The 20,795-nt window shown below is 56.2% G+C and carries 15 protein-coding genes, 2 tRNA genes and 3 rRNA genes; 16 read left to right on the top strand and 4 right to left on the bottom strand.

What is annotated here, in order from left to right; all coding sequences use genetic code 11:
- Position 1: 1 nt before the first annotated feature.
- From pssA to AC3IX4_RS24710, 11 genes are all read left to right on the top strand, one after another.
- Positions 2-859, top strand: a complete 858-nt coding sequence (pssA, locus tag AC3IX4_RS24760; protein WP_489257965.1) for a CDP-diacylglycerol--serine O-phosphatidyltransferase — start codon at positions 2-4, stop codon at positions 857-859.
- A 63-nt stretch (positions 860-922) separates the two neighbouring features.
- Positions 923-1,936 (top strand): protein-methionine-sulfoxide reductase catalytic subunit MsrP, encoded by a 1,014-nt coding sequence (gene msrP / locus AC3IX4_RS24755; protein ID WP_489257964.1) that lies wholly within the window; start codon positions 923-925, stop codon positions 1,934-1,936.
- Complete coding sequence (gene msrQ / locus AC3IX4_RS24750) at positions 1,936-2,556, top strand: protein-methionine-sulfoxide reductase heme-binding subunit MsrQ (protein WP_489257963.1); 621 nt, start codon at positions 1,936-1,938, stop codon at positions 2,554-2,556. The genes msrP and msrQ overlap by 1 nt, the downstream gene beginning before the upstream one ends.
- A gap of 345 nt (positions 2,557-2,901) precedes the next feature.
- Positions 2,902-4,438, top strand: a 16S ribosomal RNA gene (locus AC3IX4_RS24745).
- 65 nt (positions 4,439-4,503) lie between these two features.
- Positions 4,504-4,580 (top strand) — tRNA-Ile (locus AC3IX4_RS24740).
- Between the two features lie 27 nt (positions 4,581-4,607).
- Positions 4,608-4,683 (top strand) — tRNA-Ala (locus AC3IX4_RS24735).
- A 228-nt stretch (positions 4,684-4,911) separates the two neighbouring features.
- A 23S ribosomal RNA gene (locus tag AC3IX4_RS24730) occupies positions 4,912-7,805 on the top strand.
- A gap of 150 nt (positions 7,806-7,955) precedes the next feature.
- Positions 7,956-8,071: ribosomal RNA gene (rrf, locus tag AC3IX4_RS24725) — 5S ribosomal RNA — on the top strand.
- Together the 16S, 23S and 5S rRNA genes with 2 tRNA genes alongside form the textbook arrangement of a ribosomal RNA operon.
- A gap of 126 nt (positions 8,072-8,197) precedes the next feature.
- Entirely contained in the window at positions 8,198-8,857 is a 660-nt protein-coding gene (locus tag AC3IX4_RS24720; protein WP_489257962.1) for a paraquat-inducible protein A, read from the top strand.
- Complete coding sequence (locus tag AC3IX4_RS24715) at positions 8,844-9,467, top strand: paraquat-inducible protein A (protein WP_489257961.1); 624 nt, start codon at positions 8,844-8,846, stop codon at positions 9,465-9,467. Before AC3IX4_RS24720 ends, AC3IX4_RS24715 begins: the two co-directional genes overlap by 14 nt.
- Positions 9,460-11,760 (top strand): PqiB family protein, encoded by a 2,301-nt coding sequence (locus AC3IX4_RS24710; protein ID WP_489257960.1) that lies wholly within the window; start codon positions 9,460-9,462, stop codon positions 11,758-11,760. Before AC3IX4_RS24715 ends, AC3IX4_RS24710 begins: the two co-directional genes overlap by 8 nt.
- Before the next feature lie 118 nt (positions 11,761-11,878).
- Here AC3IX4_RS24710 and mksF read toward each other — a convergent pair whose 3' ends face one another.
- Genes mksF through mksB form a run of 3 tightly spaced genes read right to left on the bottom strand, consistent with a single transcriptional unit; the run spans position 11,879 to position 16,633 of the window.
- Positions 11,879-14,713 (bottom strand): Mks condensin complex protein MksF, encoded by a 2,835-nt coding sequence (gene mksF, locus AC3IX4_RS24705; RefSeq protein WP_489257959.1) that lies wholly within the window; start codon positions 14,711-14,713, stop codon positions 11,879-11,881.
- Positions 14,710-15,366 carry an Mks condensin complex protein MksE gene (gene mksE, locus AC3IX4_RS24700; protein WP_489257958.1) on the bottom strand — a complete coding sequence of 219 codons (657 nt, stop codon included), beginning with the start codon at positions 15,364-15,366 and terminating at the stop codon, positions 14,710-14,712. The genes mksF and mksE overlap by 4 nt, the downstream gene beginning before the upstream one ends.
- Entirely contained in the window at positions 15,356-16,633 is a 1,278-nt protein-coding gene (gene mksB, locus AC3IX4_RS24695; protein ID WP_489257957.1) for an Mks condensin complex protein MksB, read from the bottom strand. The genes mksE and mksB overlap by 11 nt, the downstream gene beginning before the upstream one ends.
- Before the next feature lie 179 nt (positions 16,634-16,812).
- Between mksB and AC3IX4_RS24690 the strand changes: the two genes are divergently transcribed.
- Both AC3IX4_RS24690 and rimI read left to right on the top strand, forming a co-directional pair.
- A complete protein-coding gene (locus AC3IX4_RS24690) occupies positions 16,813-17,583 on the top strand; it encodes an energy transducer TonB (RefSeq protein WP_489257956.1) in 771 nt (256 codons plus the stop codon).
- Positions 17,576-18,028 carry a ribosomal protein S18-alanine N-acetyltransferase gene (rimI, locus tag AC3IX4_RS24685; protein ID WP_489257955.1) on the top strand — a complete coding sequence of 151 codons (453 nt, stop codon included), beginning with the start codon at positions 17,576-17,578 and terminating at the stop codon, positions 18,026-18,028. The genes AC3IX4_RS24690 and rimI overlap by 8 nt, the downstream gene beginning before the upstream one ends.
- A gap of 11 nt (positions 18,029-18,039) precedes the next feature.
- On the opposite strand, the gene AC3IX4_RS24680 is transcribed toward rimI, so the two are convergent.
- Complete coding sequence (locus tag AC3IX4_RS24680; RefSeq protein ID WP_489257954.1) at positions 18,040-18,435, bottom strand: serine kinase/phosphatase; 396 nt, start codon at positions 18,433-18,435, stop codon at positions 18,040-18,042.
- A gap of 135 nt (positions 18,436-18,570) precedes the next feature.
- Here AC3IX4_RS24680 and can point away from each other — a divergent pair, with 135 nt between their 5' ends.
- The 3 genes from can to AC3IX4_RS24665 all read left to right on the top strand — a co-directional run bounded on the left by can (position 18,571) and on the right by AC3IX4_RS24665 (position 20,789).
- Positions 18,571-19,209: a carbonate dehydratase gene (gene can, locus AC3IX4_RS24675; RefSeq protein WP_489257953.1), complete on the top strand. Its 639-nt coding sequence runs from the start codon at positions 18,571-18,573 to the stop codon at positions 19,207-19,209.
- 110 nt (positions 19,210-19,319) lie between these two features.
- Entirely contained in the window at positions 19,320-19,910 is a 591-nt protein-coding gene (locus tag AC3IX4_RS24670) for a D-Ala-D-Ala carboxypeptidase family metallohydrolase (protein ID WP_489257952.1), read from the top strand.
- Between the two features lie 111 nt (positions 19,911-20,021).
- Positions 20,022-20,789 carry a TSUP family transporter gene (locus AC3IX4_RS24665; protein WP_489257951.1) on the top strand — a complete coding sequence of 256 codons (768 nt, stop codon included), beginning with the start codon at positions 20,022-20,024 and terminating at the stop codon, positions 20,787-20,789.
- The last annotated feature ends 6 nt before the right edge of the window (positions 20,790-20,795 follow it).

The raw sequence follows: 20,795 nt of genomic DNA, 5'->3' as shown, positions 1-20,795 counted from the left end.
CATGAGCGAACGTCCCGAAGAGCCGAACCAGGCCTCTGACGCCGAAAGCCTGCTACCGATCGATGAACATGTCGAGGAAGGGCACGATGCCGAAGGGCGAAAAGTCCGGCACCGCGGTATTTACCTCCTGCCAAACCTCTTCACTACCGCTAACCTGTTTGCCGGTTTCTACTCCATCATCAACTCGATGAGTGCTCAGGCGGCACTGGGAGCGGGGGATGCGCGAGAGGCGAGCAAGTATTTCGCGGTGGCTGCTATCGCCATTTTCGTGGCCATGGTGCTCGATGGCCTTGATGGTCGAGTGGCGCGCATGACCAATACCCAGAGCGCATTCGGTGCCGAATACGATTCCCTGTCAGACATGGTTGCCTTTGGTGTGGCGCCGGCGCTGCTGGCATTCAGCTGGGCGCTGGGTGACATGGGCAAGGTTGGCTGGATGGTTGCTTTCATCTATGTGGCTGGCGCTGCGCTGCGGCTGGCTCGCTTCAACACCCAGATTGGCACGACCGACAAACGATTCTTCATTGGTCTCGCCAGCCCGGCTGCTGCGGGTGTTGTAGCGGGTACCGTCTGGGCCTTCAGCGACTACGGCATCCTGGGTTCGAAAATGTCCTTCCTGGTCGCCCTGCTGGTCGCGGCTGCCGGCATGCTGATGGTCAGCAATATCAAGTACAACAGCTTCAAGGAGCTGGACCTCAAAGGGCGCGTGCCGTTTGTGGCGATATTGGCTGTGGTGTTGGTGTTTGCGGTTGTGTTCAGCGATCCGCCGCGCATCCTCCTGCTTATTTTCCTCGCCTATGCTGCGTCCGGGCCTGTGCAATACCTGCTGCGCATGCGCCGCAAGAAGAGCGCGGAGTGATGTAATTTCCCCCAGACTCCGTAGTCTATTGGTGCATCAGACATCCAATGCTACGGAGTCACTATGCTGATCAAGCTTCCCAAGCCCGGCGACTGTCATGAGTCGCAGGTCACTCCCGAATCCTTCTATCTATCGCGGCGCTCTCTCATGGGCGGATCTTTGGCGGCTTTGGCTGTCGCTGGTTTGCCGCGCTGGGGTTCGGCTGCCGACAACACGCGCTATCCCAATGTTGAAGCGAGCTCCCCCCCTTCCTGGTTTTCCAGCAAATTACCGGGCACTAAATGGCAAGCGGTCACCGTGCAAGGTGAATCCATCACGCCTTTCCAGGATGCGACCCACTACAACAACTTCTACGAGTTTGGTGCCGGCAAGGGCGATCCCGCGCAAAATGCCGGCAGCCTGAAAACCGAGCCCTGGACGGTCATGATTGATGGAGAGGTGGCCAAGCCAGGTCGGTATGCGCTTGAAGACTTCATGAAACCGTATCAACTGGAAGAGCGGATTTACCGGTTGCGCTGTGTTGAAGCCTGGTCGATGGTCATTCCCTGGCTTGGCTTTCCGATTTCTGCGTTGCTCAAGCAGGTCGAGCCTACGTCGAAGGCCAGGTACATCCGCTTCGAGACTCTGCACGACCCGAAGCACATGCCAGGTCAACGTTCGGGCTTTGCCCTTATTGACTGGCCTTATGTAGAAGGCTTGAGGTTGGATGAGGCTATGCATCCGTTGGCTATTCTTGCCGTGGGCATGTATGGGCGCGAGCTTCCCAATCAGAATGGCGCTCCACTGAGGTTAGTGGTGCCGTGGAAGTACGGTTTCAAGAGCGTTAAATCCATCGTTCGGATCAGCCTGGTGAGTGAGCAGCCAAAGACGACCTGGCAAAGCATTGCACCTGATGAATATGGCTTCTATGCCAACGTCAATCCGACGGTGGATCATCCGCGCTGGACGCAGGCCCGTGAAAGGCGGCTGCCCAGTGGGTTGTTCAGTCCAAATGTGCGGGAGACGCAGATGTTCAATGGTTACGCGGGGGAGGTCGCTTCTTTATATAGCGGGCTCGACCTTCGGGTGAACTACTGATGCGTTTTCCATTTTGGCGAATGGGTGTTTTTGTCGCGGCATCCATCTGGCCTTTACTGTGGTTGTACCAGGCATGGATCTTTGCCTTGGGGCCGGATCCAGGAAAAGTACTGGTGGATCGGCTTGGGCTTGGCACATTGATCCTTCTGCTTATTACCTTGAGCATGACGCCCGCTCAGCGATTGACGGGATGGGCTGGTTGGATTGCTGTCCGTCGACAGTTGGGGCTCTGGTGCTTCGCCTACGTACTGTTGCACCTGAGTGCTTACGCCGTATTCATTCTGGGGTTGGATTGGGGGCAGTTAGGCGTCGAGCTGCGCAAGCGTCCTTATATTGTTGTCGGTGCTACAGCTTTCTTGTGCCTGTTGGTTTTGGCCCTCACATCCAATCGTTTCAGTCAGCGCCGCTTGGGCGCACGCTGGAAAAAACTCCACCGGCTGGTCTACGTGGTTCTCGGATTGGGTTTGCTCCATTTTCTGTGGGTTGTGCGGGCTGACCTCAAGGAATGGGCAATCTACGCCGCTATAGGATGTTTGCTGATGGTGTTGCGGTTTCCAGTCGTGGCAAAGCGCATTCCTTGCGTTTCGAGCAAAAAACGCATGCCTGTAACAAAAGTTTAAAGAAACGCTTGACCCGGCTGTGCATCTCTCTATAATTCGCCTCCCGCAACGAGAGATCGAAGCGAGGCAAGTGGTTGAAGTTGTTCAGGTTTCTCCTAAAGAACTTCAAAATAAACGCTTGACAGACACAGAGGAAAGCGTAGAATGCGCACCTCGGTTGAGACGAAAGACTCTCAGCCAGCCGCTCTTTAACAACTGAATCAAGCAATTCGTGTGGGTGCTTGTGAAATCAGACTGATCGTCAAAAAGATTATCAGCATCACAAGTGACTATACGAGTAATCATATAGTTCATTTTGAGATTGCTGAGCCAAGTTTAGGGTTTTCTCAAAACCCAAGCAGTATTGAACTGAAGAGTTTGATCATGGCTCAGATTGAACGCTGGCGGCAGGCCTAACACATGCAAGTCGAGCGGAGGAGAGTAGCTTGCTACTCGAATCAGCGGCGGACGGGTGAGTAATACCTAGGAATCTGCCTGATAGTGGGGGACAACGTTTCGAAAGGAACGCTAATACCGCATACGTCCTACGGGAGAAAGCAGGGGACCTTCGGGCCTTGCGCTATCAGATGAGCCTAGGTCGGATTAGCTAGTTGGTGAGGTAATGGCTCACCAAGGCGACGATCCGTAACTGGTCTGAGAGGATGATCAGTCACACTGGAACTGAGACACGGTCCAGACTCCTACGGGAGGCAGCAGTGGGGAATATTGGACAATGGGCGAAAGCCTGATCCAGCCATGCCGCGTGTGTGAAGAAGGTCTTCGGATTGTAAAGCACTTTAAGTTGGGAGGAAGGGCAGTAAGCGAATACCTTGCTGTCTTGACGTTACCGACAGAATAAGCACCGGCTAACTCTGTGCCAGCAGCCGCGGTAATACAGAGGGTGCAAGCGTTAATCGGAATTACTGGGCGTAAAGCGCGCGTAGGTGGTTTGTTAAGTTGGATGTGAAATCCCCGGGCTCAACCTGGGAACTGCATCCAAAACTGGCAAGCTAGAGTAGGGCAGAGGGTGGTGGAATTTCCTGTGTAGCGGTGAAATGCGTAGATATAGGAAGGAACACCAGTGGCGAAGGCGACCACCTGGGCTCATACTGACACTGAGGTGCGAAAGCGTGGGGAGCAAACAGGATTAGATACCCTGGTAGTCCACGCCGTAAACGATGTCAACTAGCCGTTGGAATCCTTGAGATTTTAGTGGCGCAGCTAACGCATTAAGTTGACCGCCTGGGGAGTACGGCCGCAAGGTTAAAACTCAAATGAATTGACGGGGGCCCGCACAAGCGGTGGAGCATGTGGTTTAATTCGAAGCAACGCGAAGAACCTTACCAGGCCTTGACATCCAATGAACTTTCTAGAGATAGATTGGTGCCTTCGGGAACATTGAGACAGGTGCTGCATGGCTGTCGTCAGCTCGTGTCGTGAGATGTTGGGTTAAGTCCCGTAACGAGCGCAACCCTTGTCCTTAGTTACCAGCACGTCATGGTGGGCACTCTAAGGAGACTGCCGGTGACAAACCGGAGGAAGGTGGGGATGACGTCAAGTCATCATGGCCCTTACGGCCTGGGCTACACACGTGCTACAATGGTCGGTACAGAGGGTCGCCAAGCCGCGAGGTGGAGCTAATCTCACAAAACCGATCGTAGTCCGGATCGCAGTCTGCAACTCGACTGCGTGAAGTCGGAATCGCTAGTAATCGCGAATCAGAATGTCGCGGTGAATACGTTCCCGGGCCTTGTACACACCGCCCGTCACACCATGGGAGTGGGTTGCACCAGAAGTAGCTAGTCTAACCTTCGGGAGGACGGTTACCACGGTGTGATTCATGACTGGGGTGAAGTCGTAACAAGGTAGCCGTAGGGGAACCTGCGGCTGGATCACCTCCTTAATCGACAGACATCAGCTGCTCATAAGCACCCACACGAATTGCTTGATTCATTGAAGAAGACGATTGGGTCTGTAGCTCAGTTGGTTAGAGCGCACCCCTGATAAGGGTGAGGTCGGCAGTTCGAATCTGCCCAGACCCACCAATTACGTGGTGCACCCTGTAGCGATACGGGGCCATAGCTCAGCTGGGAGAGCGCCTGCCTTGCACGCAGGAGGTCAGCGGTTCGATCCCGCTTGGCTCCACCATTACAGATAGCCACTATCGTAAAAGCTTAGAAATGAATATTCGCTTCGAATATTGATTTCTGAACTTTTTCAGAATCGTTCTTTAAAAATTTGGGTATGTGATAGAAAGATAGACTGGACAGCACTTTCACTGGTGTTTGTTCAGGCTAAGGTAAAATTTGTGAGTGATATTGCAAATTTTCGGCGAATGTCGTCTTCACAGTATAACCAGATTGCTTGGGGTTATATGGTCAAGTGAAGAAGCGCATACGGTGGATGCCTTGGCAGTCAGAGGCGATGAAAGACGTGGTAGCCTGCGATAAGCTTCGGGGAGTCGGCAAACAGACTTTGATCCGGAGATCTCTGAATGGGGGAACCCACCTAACATAAGTTAGGTATCCTGCACTGAATACATAGGTGCATGAAGCGAACCAGGGGAACTGAAACATCTAAGTACCCTGAGGAAAAGAAATCAACCGAGATTCCCTTAGTAGTGGCGAGCGAACGGGGACCAGCCCTTAAGTGGCTTTGAGATTAGCGGAACGCTCTGGAAAGTGCGGCCATAGTGGGTGATAGCCCTGTACGCGAAAATCTCTTGGTCATGAAATCGAGTAGGACGGAGCACGAGAAACTTTGTCTGAATATGGGGGGACCATCCTCCAAGGCTAAATACTACTGACTGACCGATAGTGAACTAGTACCGTGAGGGAAAGGCGAAAAGAACCCCGGAGAGGGGAGTGAAATAGATCCTGAAACCGTATGCGTACAAGCAGTGGGAGCAGACTTTGTTCTGTGACTGCGTACCTTTTGTATAATGGGTCAGCGACTTATATTCAGTGGCGAGCTTAACCGAATAGGGGAGGCGTAGCGAAAGCGAGTGTTAATAGCGCGTTTAGTCGCTGGGTATAGACCCGAAACCGGGCGATCTATCCATGGGCAGGTTGAAGGTTGGGTAACACTAACTGGAGGACCGAACCGACTACCGTTGAAAAGTTAGCGGATGACCTGTGGATCGGAGTGAAAGGCTAATCAAGCTCGGAGATAGCTGGTTCTCCTCGAAAGCTATTTAGGTAGCGCCTCATGTATCACTGTAGGGGGTAGAGCACTGTTTCGGCTAGGGGGTCATCCCGACTTACCAAACCGATGCAAACTCCGAATACCTACAAGTGCCGAGCATGGGAGACACACGGCGGGTGCTAACGTCCGTCGTGAAAAGGGAAACAACCCAGACCGTCAGCTAAGGTCCCAAAATCCTGGTTAAGTGGGAAACGATGTGGGAAGGCTTAGACAGCTAGGAGGTTGGCTTAGAAGCAGCCACCCTTTAAAGAAAGCGTAATAGCTCACTAGTCGAGTCGGCCTGCGCGGAAGATGTAACGGGGCTCAAACCAGGTACCGAAGCTACGGGTATCACCTTTGGGTGATGCGGTAGAGGAGCGTTCTGTAAGCCTGTGAAGGTGAGTTGAGAAGCTTGCTGGAGGTATCAGAAGTGCGAATGCTGACATGAGTAACGACAATGGGTGTGAAAAACACCCACGCCGAAAGACCAAGGTTTCCTGCGCAACGTTAATCGACGCAGGGTTAGTCGGTCCCTAAGGCGAGGCTGAAAAGCGTAGTCGATGGAAAACAGGTTAATATTCCTGTACTTCTGGTTATTGCGATGGAGGGACGGAGAAGGCTAGGCCAGCTTGGCGTTGGTTGTCCAAGTTTAAGGTGGTAGGCTGGACTCTTAGGTAAATCCGGGAGTCTAAGGCCGAGAGCTGATGACGAGTTGCCCTTTGGGTGACGAAGTGGTTGATGCCATGCTTCCAAGAAAAGCTTCTAAGCTTCAGGTAACCAGGAACCGTACCCCAAACCGACACAGGTGGTTGGGTAGAGAATACCAAGGCGCTTGAGAGAACTCGGGTGAAGGAACTAGGCAAAATGGCACCGTAACTTCGGGAGAAGGTGCGCCGGTGAGGGTGAAGGACTTGCTCCGTAAGCTCATGCCGGTCGAAGATACCAGGCCGCTGCGACTGTTTATTAAAAACACAGCACTCTGCAAACACGAAAGTGGACGTATAGGGTGTGACGCCTGCCCGGTGCCGGAAGGTTAATTGATGGGGTTAGCTAACGCGAAGCTCTTGATCGAAGCCCCGGTAAACGGCGGCCGTAACTATAACGGTCCTAAGGTAGCGAAATTCCTTGTCGGGTAAGTTCCGACCTGCACGAATGGCGTAACGATGGCGGCGCTGTCTCCACCCGAGACTCAGTGAAATTGAAATCGCTGTGAAGATGCAGTGTATCCGCGGCTAGACGGAAAGACCCCGTGAACCTTTACTATAGCTTTGCACTGGACTTTGAATTTGCTTGTGTAGGATAGGTGGGAGGCTTTGAAGCGTGGACGCCAGTTCGCGTGGAGCCATCCTTGAAATACCACCCTGGCAACTTTGAGGTTCTAACTCAGGTCCGTTATCCGGATCGAGGACAGTGTATGGTGGGTAGTTTGACTGGGGCGGTCTCCTCCTAAAGAGTAACGGAGGAGTACGAAGGTGCGCTCAGACCGGTCGGAAATCGGTCGTAGAGTATAAAGGCAAAAGCGCGCTTGACTGCGAGACAGACACGTCGAGCAGGTACGAAAGTAGGTCTTAGTGATCCGGTGGTTCTGTATGGAAGGGCCATCGCTCAACGGATAAAAGGTACTCCGGGGATAACAGGCTGATACCGCCCAAGAGTTCATATCGACGGCGGTGTTTGGCACCTCGATGTCGGCTCATCACATCCTGGGGCTGAAGCCGGTCCCAAGGGTATGGCTGTTCGCCATTTAAAGTGGTACGCGAGCTGGGTTTAGAACGTCGTGAGACAGTTCGGTCCCTATCTGCCGTGGACGTTTGAGATTTGAGAGGGGCTGCTCCTAGTACGAGAGGACCGGAGTGGACGAACCTCTGGTGTTCCGGTTGTCACGCCAGTGGCATTGCCGGGTAGCTATGTTCGGAAGAGATAACCGCTGAAAGCATCTAAGCGGGAAACTTGCCTCAAGATGAGATCTCACTGGAGCCTTGAGCTCCCTGAAGGGCCGTCGAAGACTACGACGTTGATAGGTTGGGTGTGTAAGCGCTGTGAGGCGTTGAGCTAACCAATACTAATTGCCCGTGAGGCTTGACCATATAACACCCAAGCAATTTGACTCGCTCGGTTGAGCAGCAGATTGCGGTGTTGTGAAGACGAAACGAACCGAAAGTTTGCAACTCACAAACCATCACATACCCGATTCGCTGGAACGTCGACCGAAGGTTGACGCGCTGGCTACAGAATTTCTTGACGACCATAGAGCATTGGAACCACCTGATCCCATCCCGAACTCAGCAGTGAAACGATGCATCGCCGATGGTAGTGTGGGGTTTCCCCATGTGAGAGTAGGTCATCGTCAAGATTAAATTCCGAAACCCCTATCTGCATACGCAGGTAGGGGTTTTGTTTTGTGTGCGAAAAATTGCCCGACTATTTTCGAGCAAGAACACTAGAATAGAGCCTCACTTTCGCCATCCAGAAGTTGAATATGCCTGATCCCGTCGCCCCTGAGCGGCTTGCCCAGCTCCCGCTCGAAGCGCTGTTAGCCTGCCATGAGTGTGATCTGTTGATGCTCAAGCCAGAGCTTGCGCATGACGAAAAGGCCATCTGCCCCCGCTGTGGTTATGAGCTTTACACTCAAAGACACAACGTCGTGAACCGTAGCCTGGCATTGGTGCTCGCAGCGTTATTGCTGTACGTGCCGGCGAACTTTTTACCCATCATGCAACTCGATCTATTGGGGCAAACCTCCCAGGATACCGTCTGGTCAGGCGTTCTTGGTTTGTTCAATACCGGCATGGAAGGGATCGCCGTTGTCGTATTTCTCTGCAGCATGGCGATCCCCCTGCTTAAGCTGATATGCCAGTTGATCGTACTGCTGACGATCCGCCTGGACCGAGGGCGCAGTTATGGATTGCTGCTTTATCGCATTTACCATCACTTGCGCGATTGGGGCATGCTTGAGGTCTACTTGATGGGGGTGCTGGTGGCGATTGTTAAGCTTTCGGATCTTGCACAGTTGAGCTTGGGCTTGGGCCTGGCTTGTTTTGTCGGTCTGTTGCTGGTTCAGGTCTGGCTGGAAGTGGTGATGTCGCCACATCAAGTATGGGTTGCGCTGTCTGGGGAGGACACGCATGCGGGCGATTGATGCAAATATTCTGATTTGCCATGAATGCCATGAGCTCAATCGGGCTGACTCGGATAGCGATGAGCAAACCTGCACTCGCTGCGGTGCAATGGTTCATGCGCGACGTCCGAACAGCATCGCTCGTACTTGGGCCTTACTGATCACGGCAGCCATTCTGTATATCCCAGCCAACGTGTTGCCGATCATGACGGTGAGTTCGCTGGGGCAAGGCAGTCCAGACACGATCATGTCTGGCGTCATCACGCTGATCAAGCATGGGATGTTCCCGATTGCCGCAGTCGTGTTTGTGGCCAGTATTCTGGTGCCGACCTTCAAACTGGTGGGCATCGCCTTGCTGCTTTACTCGGTGCAGCGTCATCAGCCGCTTTCTGCCCGGCAGCGGATCTGGATGTACCGATTCATCGAGTTTATTGGGCGCTGGTCCATGTTGGACATTTTTGTGATTGCCATCCTCGTGGCCGTCGTGAATTTCGGCCGCATCGCCAGTGTGGAAGCCAATTTGGGCGCTGTCGCCTTTGCCAGTGTGGTGATATTGACGATGTTAGCTGCGGTAACTTTCGATCCCCGACTGATCTGGGATAACACGGAGTCGGACGACGATCATGAGTGATTTGCCTACTGCAAGAACCCGCCCTGCTTCCAATTGGTCGGCCATCTGGGTCTTGCCACTGATCGCCCTGATCATTGGTGGATGGCTGGGCTGGCGTGCCTACAATCAATCGGGCATCGAAATCCAGGTACGCTTTGTCAGTGGCGAAGGTATCCAGGCCAACAAAACTGAGGTGGTCTATAAGGGCATGTCGGTGGGTAAGGTCGTTGCCTTGGCCCTGGATGCCAAAGGCGAGAACAAGGGTGTGATTGCCACGATCGAGATGAACAAGGCGGCCAACCCTCACCTGCGTGCTAACACGCGTTTTTGGCTGGTCAAACCTAGTGTGACCCTTGCGGGTATCACCGGCCTTGAAACGCTGGTATCCGGTAACTACATCGCCGTTAGCCCAGGTGATGGAGAACCGACCAAAAAATTCACGGCGTTGTCTGAAGCTCCGCCTTTGTCGGACACAGAGCCAGGCCTGCACTTGACGCTCAAGGCGGATCGACTTGGTTCGCTGAACCGCGACAGCCCGATCTTCTACAAACAGATCAAAGTCGGCCGAGTGAAAAGCTACGCGCTGGCCGAAGACCAGAACACGGTTGAGATCAAAGTATTCATCGAGCCGCTCTACGCCAAACTCGTGCGCAAGCACACGCGATTCTGGAACGCTAGCGGTATCAGTATCGACGCAGGGCTCAGCGGTGTGAAAGTACGCAGCGAGTCGCTGACCAGCATCGTTGCTGGCGGTATTGCATTCGCTACACCGGAACACCGCCAGGACAGCCCGCCAACCGACCCCAGCCTGCCGTTTCGGTTGTACGACGATTTTGATGCGGCTCAAGCCGGGATTCGGATCAAGGTCAAGTTAAGTGATTTTGAAGGCTTGCAGGCGGGTCGGACACCGGTGATGTACAAAGGCATTCAGGTAGGCACCTTGAAAGCCTTGAAGGTGGACTCTGGTCTTTCCAGTGCAATAGCTGAATTGACCCTGGACCCGCTAGCCGAAGACTACCTGGTAGAAGGCACGCAGTTCTGGGTAGTGAAGCCGTCGATTTCGTTGGCCGGTATTACAGGGCTTGAAGCCTTGGTCAAAGGTAACTACATCGCAATCAGACCAGGCGATAAGGGTGGAGCACCGATGCGTGAGTTTGAAGCTCGCGCGAAAGCCCCGCCCCTGGACTTACGGGCGCCAGGTCTTCACCTCGTGCTGTTCAGTGAAAGCCTGGGCTCTCTGGAAGTCGGCAGCCCGGTCCTGTACAAGCAGGTCAAGGTTGGCACCGTACAAAGCTATCAGTTCTCGCGAACCCGCAAGCAACTGGTGCTCGGTGTTCATATCGAGCAGGAGTATGCCGATCTGGTCAACGGATCCAGCCGATTCTGGAATGCCAGTGGTATTACTTTGAGCGGCGGGTTGTCCGGTATTCAGGTCAAAAGCGAGTCTCTGCAGAGTCTGATGGCTGGCGGGATTGCCTTCGAAACGCCGCGCCCGAACGTTCCGTTGCAAAAACGCATCCCGCGTTTTCGCCTGCACGAGAACCATGAGGCTGCCAATCGGGTAGGCACAGCCGTGACTATTCGTGTCGACGATGCTGATGGATTGAAAGTGGGCACGCCCATTCGGTTCAAAGGCCTGGACGTTGGCAAGGTTGAAGATGTCGACTTGAGCACTGATTTACAGACTGTCTTGCTCAAGGCTCAAATCACTGAAGTCCCTGAGCGTATCGCCCGTGCGGGTACGCAGTTCTGGGTAGTCAAGCCTGAGCTCGGCATTCTCAGGACCGAGAACCTGGGCACATTGGTGACGGGTCAATACATCGAAGTTCGACCAGCGCTTAAGAGTAATGGGCCTCAGCGTGATTTTGTCGCATTGTCGCAAGCGCCCGAACTTTCCGAGCGTGAAGTGGGCTTGAGCCTGGTGTTGAGCGCGCCGCGTCGAGGTTCACTCAAACCTGGAGTGCCTGTTACCTACCGTGAGGTGACGGTCGGTAAGGTGACCGGATATGAACTGGGACAAACCGCTGACCGAGTATTGATTCATATCTTGATTGAGCCGCGTTATGCACCCTTGGTTCGTGGTGGTAGCCGGTTTTGGAACACCAGTGGCTTTGGCGTTGATTGGGGCCTGCTCAAGGGCGTGACGGTCCGTACCGAATCAGTAGAAACCCTGGTTGCGGGTGGGGTCGCTTTCGCTACTCCAGAAGGGGAGGCCATGGGTAATCCGGCCCGTCCAGAACAGACCTTTGCCTTGTTCGACAAAGCCGAGGAAGACTGGCTCAGGTGGGCGCCAAAGATTCCTTTGGGTAAGTAATAAAAAGGCCACGATGAGGTAGATGTAGGAGCCGGCTTTAGCCGCGATGAACGCACCGCGGTGCGTCGGGCAAACCGCGGTGGTCCGGCACTCCGGTAAACCCGGCTCCTACAGACCGTCAGGCCGTTTGAATTTCGCTTTCTTCGCTCTGCACTGCCGGTTGCGTTTCATCATGGCGGCGGATGATCTTCCAGTCCTCCTCATCGATGTAGATGCCATTCGGGCCGCTGCCGCCTTCCAGATCGATAGCCACTCGCGCCGAAACTTGCGGCTTGACGCTCGCCAGAATCGGCACGAAGCCTAACTGAAGGCTGGTTTCAAGCAGTGCAGCCTGGTTGCGTTCGTCGATGTCAGCCGCTTCGTCCAGGTAGTACGGCAAACGGATACGCCCTGCCAGGTCACGATCCATCAGGTGCAGCAACAGATACATGTTGGTCAGCGCCTTGATGGTCATGGTGGTGCCGTTGGAAGCGGCGCCATCGATGTCGGTATGGATCACCGGTTGGCCATTGACCTTGGTAATTTCAAACGCCAACTCGAACAGGTCTTTCAGGCCCAATTGATTATGGTTGGCGGCTACCAAGCGTGCCAGATACTCCTTGGCCTCTTCGTTCTTGTTGTCCTGCTCGGCACTTTGGCTCAGGTCGAAAACCGACAGGGTTTCGCCTTCCTCGTATTGCCCGGCGCTGTGGATAATTTGATCGATGTGTTTGAGCGCTTCTTTGTTCGGTGCCAGGACAATCCGAAAGCTCTGCAGGTTGGAAACCTGGCGTTTGTTGATTTCGCGGTTGAACAGCGCCAGTTGGTGTTCGAGGCTGTCGTAGTCACTGCGAATGTTGCGCAAGGTACGGGCGATGTCGGTGACCGCCGCGCGGCGAGCCTTGCCCAGGGTCAGGGCTTCGTCCTGGCGGTGAGCGTAGGCGTTGATCAACAGCTGCAAGCGACGCTCCACGTCCTCTTCGCTGTCGAATTTGGCTACGCCCTTGAGTCGTACCTGGGCATACAAGGCTTCGATCTGCCCATCGCAACGCAACAGGCCCTGCCAGCTGTCCTGATAATCGTTGAGCAGCGGTAGCAGGTTATCCATGGAGTCGTCGACCGGGTCCATGAAGGGTGTACCGAATGGCAGGTCGGCCGGTAATAGCTGACGACGGCGCAAAGCATCGTCCAACGTGCGTTGCTTGGCTTCCAGATCGGCAATCTGCCGGCCCACCAGTTGCAGTTTTGCCGACAGTTGCTGAACGCGCTCAGTGAACGCATCGCTGGAGCGCTTGAGTTCGTCCTGGGCGGCTTCAAGTTGCGCCAGCTGCTCCAGTTTTTCGCCTTCTTCAGCGCTCAGCGTCTGGCGGCGGCGGAAGTCTTCCAGTGCCTTCTGGGCGTCGAGCACCTGCTGATACAGGGTTTCGGTTTGAGTTTTGCTCGCGACACGGTCGGCGGTGACCGCCTGCTGGGTCTTGAGTTGCTTGAGTTCTTTTTCCAGGCGGTCTTTTTGTTCGCGCAGGGCTGCACGGTCGGCCAGGGCTTGCAGGGCGGGTGGTTCGATATGGGACAAGTCAATGGACAGTCCTGGCACTTCGAAGCGCTCACCCTTGAAGCCATCCAGTACGGCCTCAAGGGATTTGACCCAGGTATCACCGTCATCCAGGGCGATGCCGTGTTCACCCAGCGGGAGGCTGAACAGCGCGCCATTGAACAAACGCATCAGGCGTTCTACATCCTGCTGGGAAAACTCTTCGCGCAGGCGGGCGTAGCTGTTGTTGTCGGCGTGTTCGAGTTGCAGCTTGACCGACTTCAGGCGTTTTTCCAGATCACGCAGGCGCTCGTCCAAGTCTTCGGCACTGAACTGCCGGGATTGCGCCAGGGCGCCGGCCAGTTCGTCGTGGGCATCTTTGGCGGCCAGCAACTGCTGTTCGAGTACGCGCACGTCATCGATCAAGGCAAAGCGATGCTTGAGCACCGACAGTTCGCCCAGCCAGCGCTGGATGCCGGTGATTTCTCGCTCCAGGCGCATCAGCTCCTGGGTGCCGCCGCGCTGATCGTTTTGCAGCACGTCTTGCTCGCTGCGGTAATGCTCGGCCTGGATGACAAGCTCTTCCTTGCGGGCCATGGCGTAGTCTTGCCAGGTACCGAGCAGCGAGTCGAGCAGAGGCGACAAGCGATGCAGCTTGCCGCGCAAAATGTCACGCTGCCGGACGCCGTTGGCCAGCGCCTCGACCAGAGGGCCGGCAGACACCAGCGAGTTGTAGTCCTGCTCCATGCGACGCACATCGCGGAACGCTTCTTCGCAGGCGGCGATGTAATCCACGCTGCCGGATCGCAAGCTGTGTTCGAAGGCATCAAGGAACAGTTGCTTGAGTTTGGCCGCGGTGATTTCGCGCATGTGCAGCAGGTTGATGAACAGGGCGCGGAACGTTTTCAGGCTTTGCTCGCTGGTGGAGCGCAGCGGAATCAGCGTCAGGTCCAGGGGCACCGAGGTGTGCCCACCGACAAGGAGGCGGCGCAGTTCGTCGGGCTTTAATTCGTAGGCCTTGAGGCCTTGGCGCTCAAGGTTGGTAAAGAGCTCTTTCTGACGCAGGCAGGTGTCATTCTTCTGGTAGTGAGCCAGGTCCAGCTCACCGGCATAGGCGAAGAATTGGTGACCGAAACCGCCACCGGGGCCGCGCCCAACTACGCCGATCACATGGGGGCCATGGGGCAATGAGACTTCGCAGAGGATGTAGCTGGTGTCGCTGGCGAAGTAAAAGCGCCGCGATTGTTCCAGGCTGTATTTGCCGAAGCTCATGTCTGACATGCGCGCCAGAATGGGGAACTGCAGGGCGTTGATCGAAGCACTTTTGCCCAGGTTGTTCGCGCCATAGACTGACAAGGGGTGCTCAAGCGGAAACAGCCCCAGGCTGTAGCCTGCCGTGTTCAGCAAGGCAAAGCGGCGTATACCGTAGCGTTCCTGGCTCATGCGTTCATCTCCTGTTGCTCGATTGCGATAGCCCTGGCCAGCGCGTCTTCCTCGGACACTTCATTGGTATCGTCCTCGACCAGAACCGGTACTGGCAGTGGCAAGGTGCTGTGCAGGCTGGCAGCCAGATCACGGTCTTGTTGAACCGAAAGGCACACATCGAGGAAGCGGTGCATAGGCGGTAGAAAGCGGTAAATGCCGTTTTCTTCGCTGGCAAAGCCAAGCTGAGTCATGCGCCGCAGGATCTTTTCTTCAAGCTCATCCTGGGTCTGGACTTCGGCCTGGAGGAACAGGTCGCGATACTTTTCCAGCAGCGATGGCAACTCGTCCCGGCCGATGCTGCCGCCGTCCAGCACGGCCATTGGGTCGCGGCCCTGGTCGGCCAGGTGCTCGACCAGGATAAAGGTGAACAGCGACAGGCGCTGGGCCGTCTTGTTCACCTGGGCGGCGGCCATGTCTGGCACGAAGTAGTAAAAGCCGCGGGTATCGCAGACCAGCTCGAAACCCAGGGCCTTGAACAGGCCGCGGTATTGGTCTTGGAAGTTCGACAGTTGTGCGTAGAGCTCCGGGTCGCGGCGGCTGATGTGGAAACCCTTGAGCAGCTCGCGAAAGATCGGTGCCAGTTGTGACAGTTCGGAAAGATCAAGATGCATGAGGGGTGCTCGCAGAAGCATCCAGCGGCTCGGTCCGGCTGGCATGCAGGGCAAAGGAGCGCAGGCTGACCTGATGCTCGTGCGTGTGGTAGTCGCGACGCTCCAGGCGCTCACGGCCAAAGCGCTTTTCGCGGGACAGGCGTGAGAACCAGTACAGCAACTCGTCGGTCGCCCCATCGGGTTCCTGCTCCAGCAACCAGGCCATCAAGTCAGGCATCGGCAGCGCGTTCTCACAGCGGTCGAGCATTTCTCGAACCGTGCGCGGTGCGCGCTTGGCGTCGTCCTTTTGGGTCTTGTGGGCCTTGGGAAACTGCGCAGGCTTGGGCTCGAAGCGGGCGAGAGCATAGACATAGGCTTCGACCTGGCTGGCGCTGCCGAGAAATGTACTTTGCGGCCGAGTGAACAGCGGCATCGCTGCCTGCGGCAAGGCATCAAGCCCCTTGCGGCGTATCAACGACAACGCCAGGGCTGCGCCACGGGTCACGGCGTTATGCCGGCGGGCTTCTTCACGCAACGGCAGCAGCAGTTCGCGGGCGTGGCGCAGGGTCAGTTGTGCGCTGGTTTGCATTTCGAGAATTCGCGCGTGGGTACGCAGCAGCATGTCATCGTCGACCAGATGGCCCAGCCGCTGCTGCTCGCTCAGCAGGCGAAGCAAGACGTTTTCGACTTTGCGTACCCCTTGCTCGAATGCACCGTCGGCGTTGACCAGCTGGATCATCGGTTCGACGTACTCATCCCAGGTGGCCAATACTTCGGCATAGCGCTGGCGCAAGGGGATCTGCCGATCGCTGGTCTTAGCCCGTTCAGCCACGGCCACCAAGGCTTGTTCGTCGTTATCGAGCTTTTTCAGCACATCACGTACGCGCATGTCGAGCAGGCGCAGCTGGCGAGCGAGGTCATTGCCATCGCGGATGTCGAAAGCATCCTGGATGTGCACGGCCAGGCGCTCGAGATGGCGAAGATAGGCTTCGATTTCCAGGCACAGCCCCAGCCGGTGTTCGCGGCGAAGGTAGGCGAGAAAATCGTGGATCTGGGCATTGAGCTCGAAGCGGTTCGGGCTTTTGGCAACCGGGACCAGGATGTCCAGGCGAATCCACACGTCCAGCAGGCTGGTGATTTCCTGTGGGGTGCTGTCCACTTGCTGGGCTGCCAGTTGCAGGCGCAGTTCGCTCAGGCTCAGGGTGCCTTGGTCGAAGCGCTCGCACAAAGGCTCAAGCAATGCCCAGTGTTCGGCGAGGGCGCGCAAGACGCGCTTGGGTTCGATCATTGGATGGCCGACCTCGTTGCCAGCTAAAAAAGGGGACGATTGTACTGCATCAAACGATTCGCGATTCACCCCTGATCGCCTCAAGGTATTGCCGTCGGGATTTCTGCCGATCAACTGCTCCATCGATGGACGAACAGCGGTAGAATTGCCGGTTCCACTTATCCACAGATGGCCGACCCTTGCTTATCGAGTCCCGCCGCCGCGCTTATTTGAACGCCATGCAAGTGGTGCACTGGCTGCCGCGTACCGAGTTGCCGTTCGCAGCGCCCTCGCGGCCTGAACTTTTGCTACCGGTGGCGTTGCCAGAGCCTGAGGTTGAGCCACGGGCTCCTCAAATCGCTCCAGTTGCCGCCCCGGTGGCGCGCAGCGAGCGGCCAAAAATCGAAGTGCCACGCCCCTCGACGGCGCCCAAGCCGGTCGTTAAGCCTGCGGCTGAGGCCGCGCCCACACCCATCAGGGCTGTGGTGCCAGCGCCACGATTTACCCTGCAATTGCTGCGCTCGGGGCCGTGCCTACTGCTGGTCGAACTGGCCACAGGGGAGCCGTTTCAGAGTCGCGACCCGTCTTATTTGCTCCTTAAGGACATGCTGCGTGCCGCGGTCCTGCCAGACAGCCCGCAGATTGTCGGCGAGCCTGTGCGCTGGCCACTGCTGGTGCGCGGTAATCTTGATCAGGGCCCGGAAGCGGCGCGCGATTTCGTCCAAGGATTTGTCCAGGCCCAATTGGAAGCAGCCCCCTGCAGTTGCCTGTGGTTGATTGGCGGTCCGGCGATTCGATTTGCCAGCGAGGCCCTGGCCGATGCCTATAACCAAGAGTTGTCGATCGAGGGGCTGGGCTTTGCCTGGACCTTGCCCGGCCTTGAATTACTGATGGATGAGCCGCTACGCAAGGCGGATGTCTGGAAAGCCATGCGTCGGCTGATGACGCGCTGGAAAATGACTGATGAGTGATGCTGTAACCTTTCGTCCGATGACTGAAGAAGACTTGGACGCCGTATTGAAGGTTGAATACGCCGCCTTCAGTCACCCCTGGACCCGCGGTATTTTCCTGGATGGGCTAAAATCCTACGAAATCTGGCTGATGTTCGAAGGTGGGCAGCAGGTGGGCCATGGCGTGATCAATGTCATCATTGATGAGGCGCACTTGCTCAATATCACCGTCAAGCCGCAAAGCCAGGGGCATGGCCTGGGGCTTAAGTTGTTGGAGCACTTGATGAAGCGCGCCTATGAGCTTGAAGCCCGCGAATGCTTTCTTGAAGTGCGCGCCAGCAATGGCCCGGCCTATCGCCTGTATGAGCGCTTTGGTTTCAACGAAGTTGGCCGGCGCCGGGATTATTACCCGGCGACAGGCGGTCGCGAAGATGCACTGGTCATGGCTTGCACGCTGGTCGACTGAATGGTTTAACGTTACGGTATACCATCCAGTGGGTCGCGACGAGCCAGTTCTGCTTCATCCAGGCCGCTACCACCGCCAATGTCATCGGCGTCGACTACGCGCAGCTCCTGGTCGGCCGGGCCATCAGATCCGTCTTCGCTGGCGCCGTCTTCGTCGATCAGCGTTTCAGGGCTCATGTCGTCATCGGTGGGCTCATGATCGGCTGTGGAGGCACCGGTCATGCCGGCGTCGCGAACTCGCTCCGGCGGTAGGGTCTGGTGCAGCTCTTTTTCGGGGATGAGATCGCCGATTCGGCCACTGGGCTCATCGGTGTCGAAATCCAGCTCGCGGATCGAGCCCATGCGGTCTTCGTTATCGTCGATCGGGGCAGGTTCTGGAGAATGCGGTGGGCGTTGTGACGGGCTCATGACAGTTCCTTGTATCGGTAAGGCTGTCTAGATAAGACCTGCCAGCGCCGCGAAAATTCAACGCTCATGCCCCAGCGGCGTGACCTTGGGCGCCTGGCGCCTGTCCTACCTGCGCATCCTTGATGAGGCTTGAACATGCACGACCTACAGGAACTGATTGATAACAACGCACGCTGGGCTGACGCGATCAAACAGGAAGACCCGGATTTCTTCGCTAAGCTGGCGCGCCAGCAAACGCCGGAGTATCTCTGGATCGGCTGTTCGGACGCACGCGTTCCGGCCAACGAAATCGTCGGCATGCTGCCAGGCGACCTGTTTGTTCACCGTAATGTGGCTAACGTCGTACTCCATACCGACCTCAATTGCCTGTCGGTGATCCAGTACGCAGTGGATGTACTCAAGGTCAAACACATCCTCGTCACCGGCCATTACGGCTGCGGTGGCGTGCGCGCGTCGATGCAGGACCGCCAGATGGGCCTGATCGATGGCTGGCTGCGTTCGATCCGTGATCTTTACTACGAAAATCGCGACGTTTTGGCGCAATTGCCCACTGAGGAAGAGCGGGTAGACCGCCTGTGCGAACTGAACGTGATCCAGCAGGTGGCCAATGTGGGTCATACCAGCATCGTTCAGAACGCCTGGCACCGTGGCCAGAGCCTGTCGGTGCATGGTTGCATCTATGGCATCAAGGATGGTCGCTGGAAGAGTCTGAATACGACGATCAGTGGCTTTGAACAGTTGCCACCTCAGTATCGCCTGCGACCGCTCGAGTAGGTTTGACGGGTCCATTGTGCCTGGGTGTGTAGATACCGACACCCCGCCGCATCGTGTTAAAAGAGGGGCTGGCTCGCAAGGGCGGCCCCTTTTTCGTGGAGTTGAATGCTGTGAGCGCACTGAGGTCATTACTGACTGCGACACTGCTTGTGGTGGCGGCAACGGTGCAGGCCGATGAGCGCGACCAAGTGATGTTTGAGCAGTGGTCCCGCACCCACGACACTCGGGTGTTCGCTGACTTTTTGCAGGTCAACAGTGTGGATGACGTTGTTCCGTTATTCCAATTGCTGCGCAGTGCCAGCGACTGGCAACGCTGCAGCGCTGAGCCTTTCGCCATCCCTCCAAAACCGCTCTGGCCTTCGGTGCGGTCCACACTCAAGTTGCTGCAGGCGCTGCGAGACGAGGGCGTGTTGAGCAATTTTGAAGTGGTCTCCGCCTATCGCGACGCGGCGTTGAACCGCTGTGCAGGTGGGGCACCGAGCAGTGCTCACTTGCGCGCTTTTGCAGTCGATATTCAGTTGCCACAGGGCCAGGAGGCTGCTGCGCCGTTGTGTGGATTTTGGGCGCAATCAGGCGAGGCCTGGAAGATGGGCTTGAGCCGCTACGCCACTGGCCGAATTCACATCGATACCGCCGGTTATCGCACCTGGGGGGATGATTTCAGTTCGAAAACTTCTTTTTGTCTGCCTGGGGGTGAATAACCGCGAGACAACAACCGCTGTCATCAAATGCTAACTCACAGTCGCTCAATGAGAAGCAGGTGACTGGCGCGTGACAATAATGGACTGCTCAACTGCTCCCAAGGATGATTCATGGAACAACACTCCCTCATCATCATTCTTGTCGCCGTGGCTGTCGGCAGTTACCTGCAAGCTTTCACGGGGTTCGCACTGGGCATTGTGGTACTGGCGATTGCCGTACTCACCCACGCCGCCCCCATCGCCACCGTCGCCACCACCATCACGATCGTCGCTTTGCCCGGCATCGTCATCGTCCTGGCTCGCCACTGGCGGCATATTGACCGGGCATCGTTCTTCCAGAACCTCATTGGCCTGATACCGGGCACGCTGTTGGGGCTGTGGTTGCTGGGCAAATTGGCCGAAGCGCATACCGTGCTGCTGCAAACGCTGTTAGGTGGGCTGATCGTGGCAGGCGGAATCGCCTTGTTTTTCAAGCCACGTCCTCATCCATTACGTTCAAGCCCTGTGAGCTTCGTCATCATGGGCATGCTCGGCGGCCTGTTGGGCGGCCTGTTCAGCGTACCGGGGCCGCCGATGATCTATCACTACTATCGCCAACCGGTCTCAATACAGACTATCCGCACCAGCTTGCTGGCGCTGTCCGGCGCGATGGCCCTGATCCGTTTGATGATGCAGGGCCTGCAAGGGGAGTTGAACGCAGAGATCCTGTCGCTCGGCACCCTGTCGATCCCGGTCGCCATCCTGGCCAGTTGGTTGTATGTACGATTTCCGCCGCAACTTTCCGACCAGAGCATGCGTCGCGGTGCCTTTGCCCTGTTTGTCGCGATGGGCAGTTTTATCTTGCTCACCGCGGTGTTGCCGAACGCGCTTGCTGGTTGAATACAG

The organism is Pseudomonas sp. KH_021 (genome assembly GCF_057838865.1).
The sequence above is the reverse complement of the archived record's forward strand: the minus strand, read 5'-3'. Positions and strand labels throughout refer to the sequence as shown.

Coding starts and splice junctions, on each gene's coding strand:
- AC3IX4_RS24680 (WP_489257954.1), bottom strand. CDS start 18,435: ATGAGCCCGTCACAACGCCCACCGCATTCTCCAGAACCTGCCCCGATC.
- mksB (WP_489257957.1), bottom strand. CDS start 16,633: ATGATCGAACCCAAGCGCGTCTTGCGCGCCCTCGCCGAACACTGGGCA.
- AC3IX4_RS24720 (WP_489257962.1), top strand. CDS start 8,198: ATGCCTGATCCCGTCGCCCCTGAGCGGCTTGCCCAGCTCCCGCTCGAA.
- msrP (WP_489257964.1), top strand. CDS start 923: ATGCTGATCAAGCTTCCCAAGCCCGGCGACTGTCATGAGTCGCAGGTC.
- mksF (WP_489257959.1), bottom strand. CDS start 14,713: ATGAGCCAGGAACGCTACGGTATACGCCGCTTTGCCTTGCTGAACACG.
- msrQ (WP_489257963.1), top strand. CDS start 1,936: ATGCGTTTTCCATTTTGGCGAATGGGTGTTTTTGTCGCGGCATCCATC.
- AC3IX4_RS24665 (WP_489257951.1), top strand. CDS start 20,022: ATGGAACAACACTCCCTCATCATCATTCTTGTCGCCGTGGCTGTCGGC.
- mksE (WP_489257958.1), bottom strand. CDS start 15,366: ATGCATCTTGATCTTTCCGAACTGTCACAACTGGCACCGATCTTTCGC.
- rimI (WP_489257955.1), top strand. CDS start 17,576: ATGAGTGATGCTGTAACCTTTCGTCCGATGACTGAAGAAGACTTGGAC.
- pssA (WP_489257965.1), top strand. CDS start 2: ATGAGCGAACGTCCCGAAGAGCCGAACCAGGCCTCTGACGCCGAAAGC.
- can (WP_489257953.1), top strand. CDS start 18,571: ATGCACGACCTACAGGAACTGATTGATAACAACGCACGCTGGGCTGAC.
- AC3IX4_RS24710 (WP_489257960.1), top strand. CDS start 9,460: ATGAGTGATTTGCCTACTGCAAGAACCCGCCCTGCTTCCAATTGGTCG.
- AC3IX4_RS24715 (WP_489257961.1), top strand. CDS start 8,844: ATGCGGGCGATTGATGCAAATATTCTGATTTGCCATGAATGCCATGAG.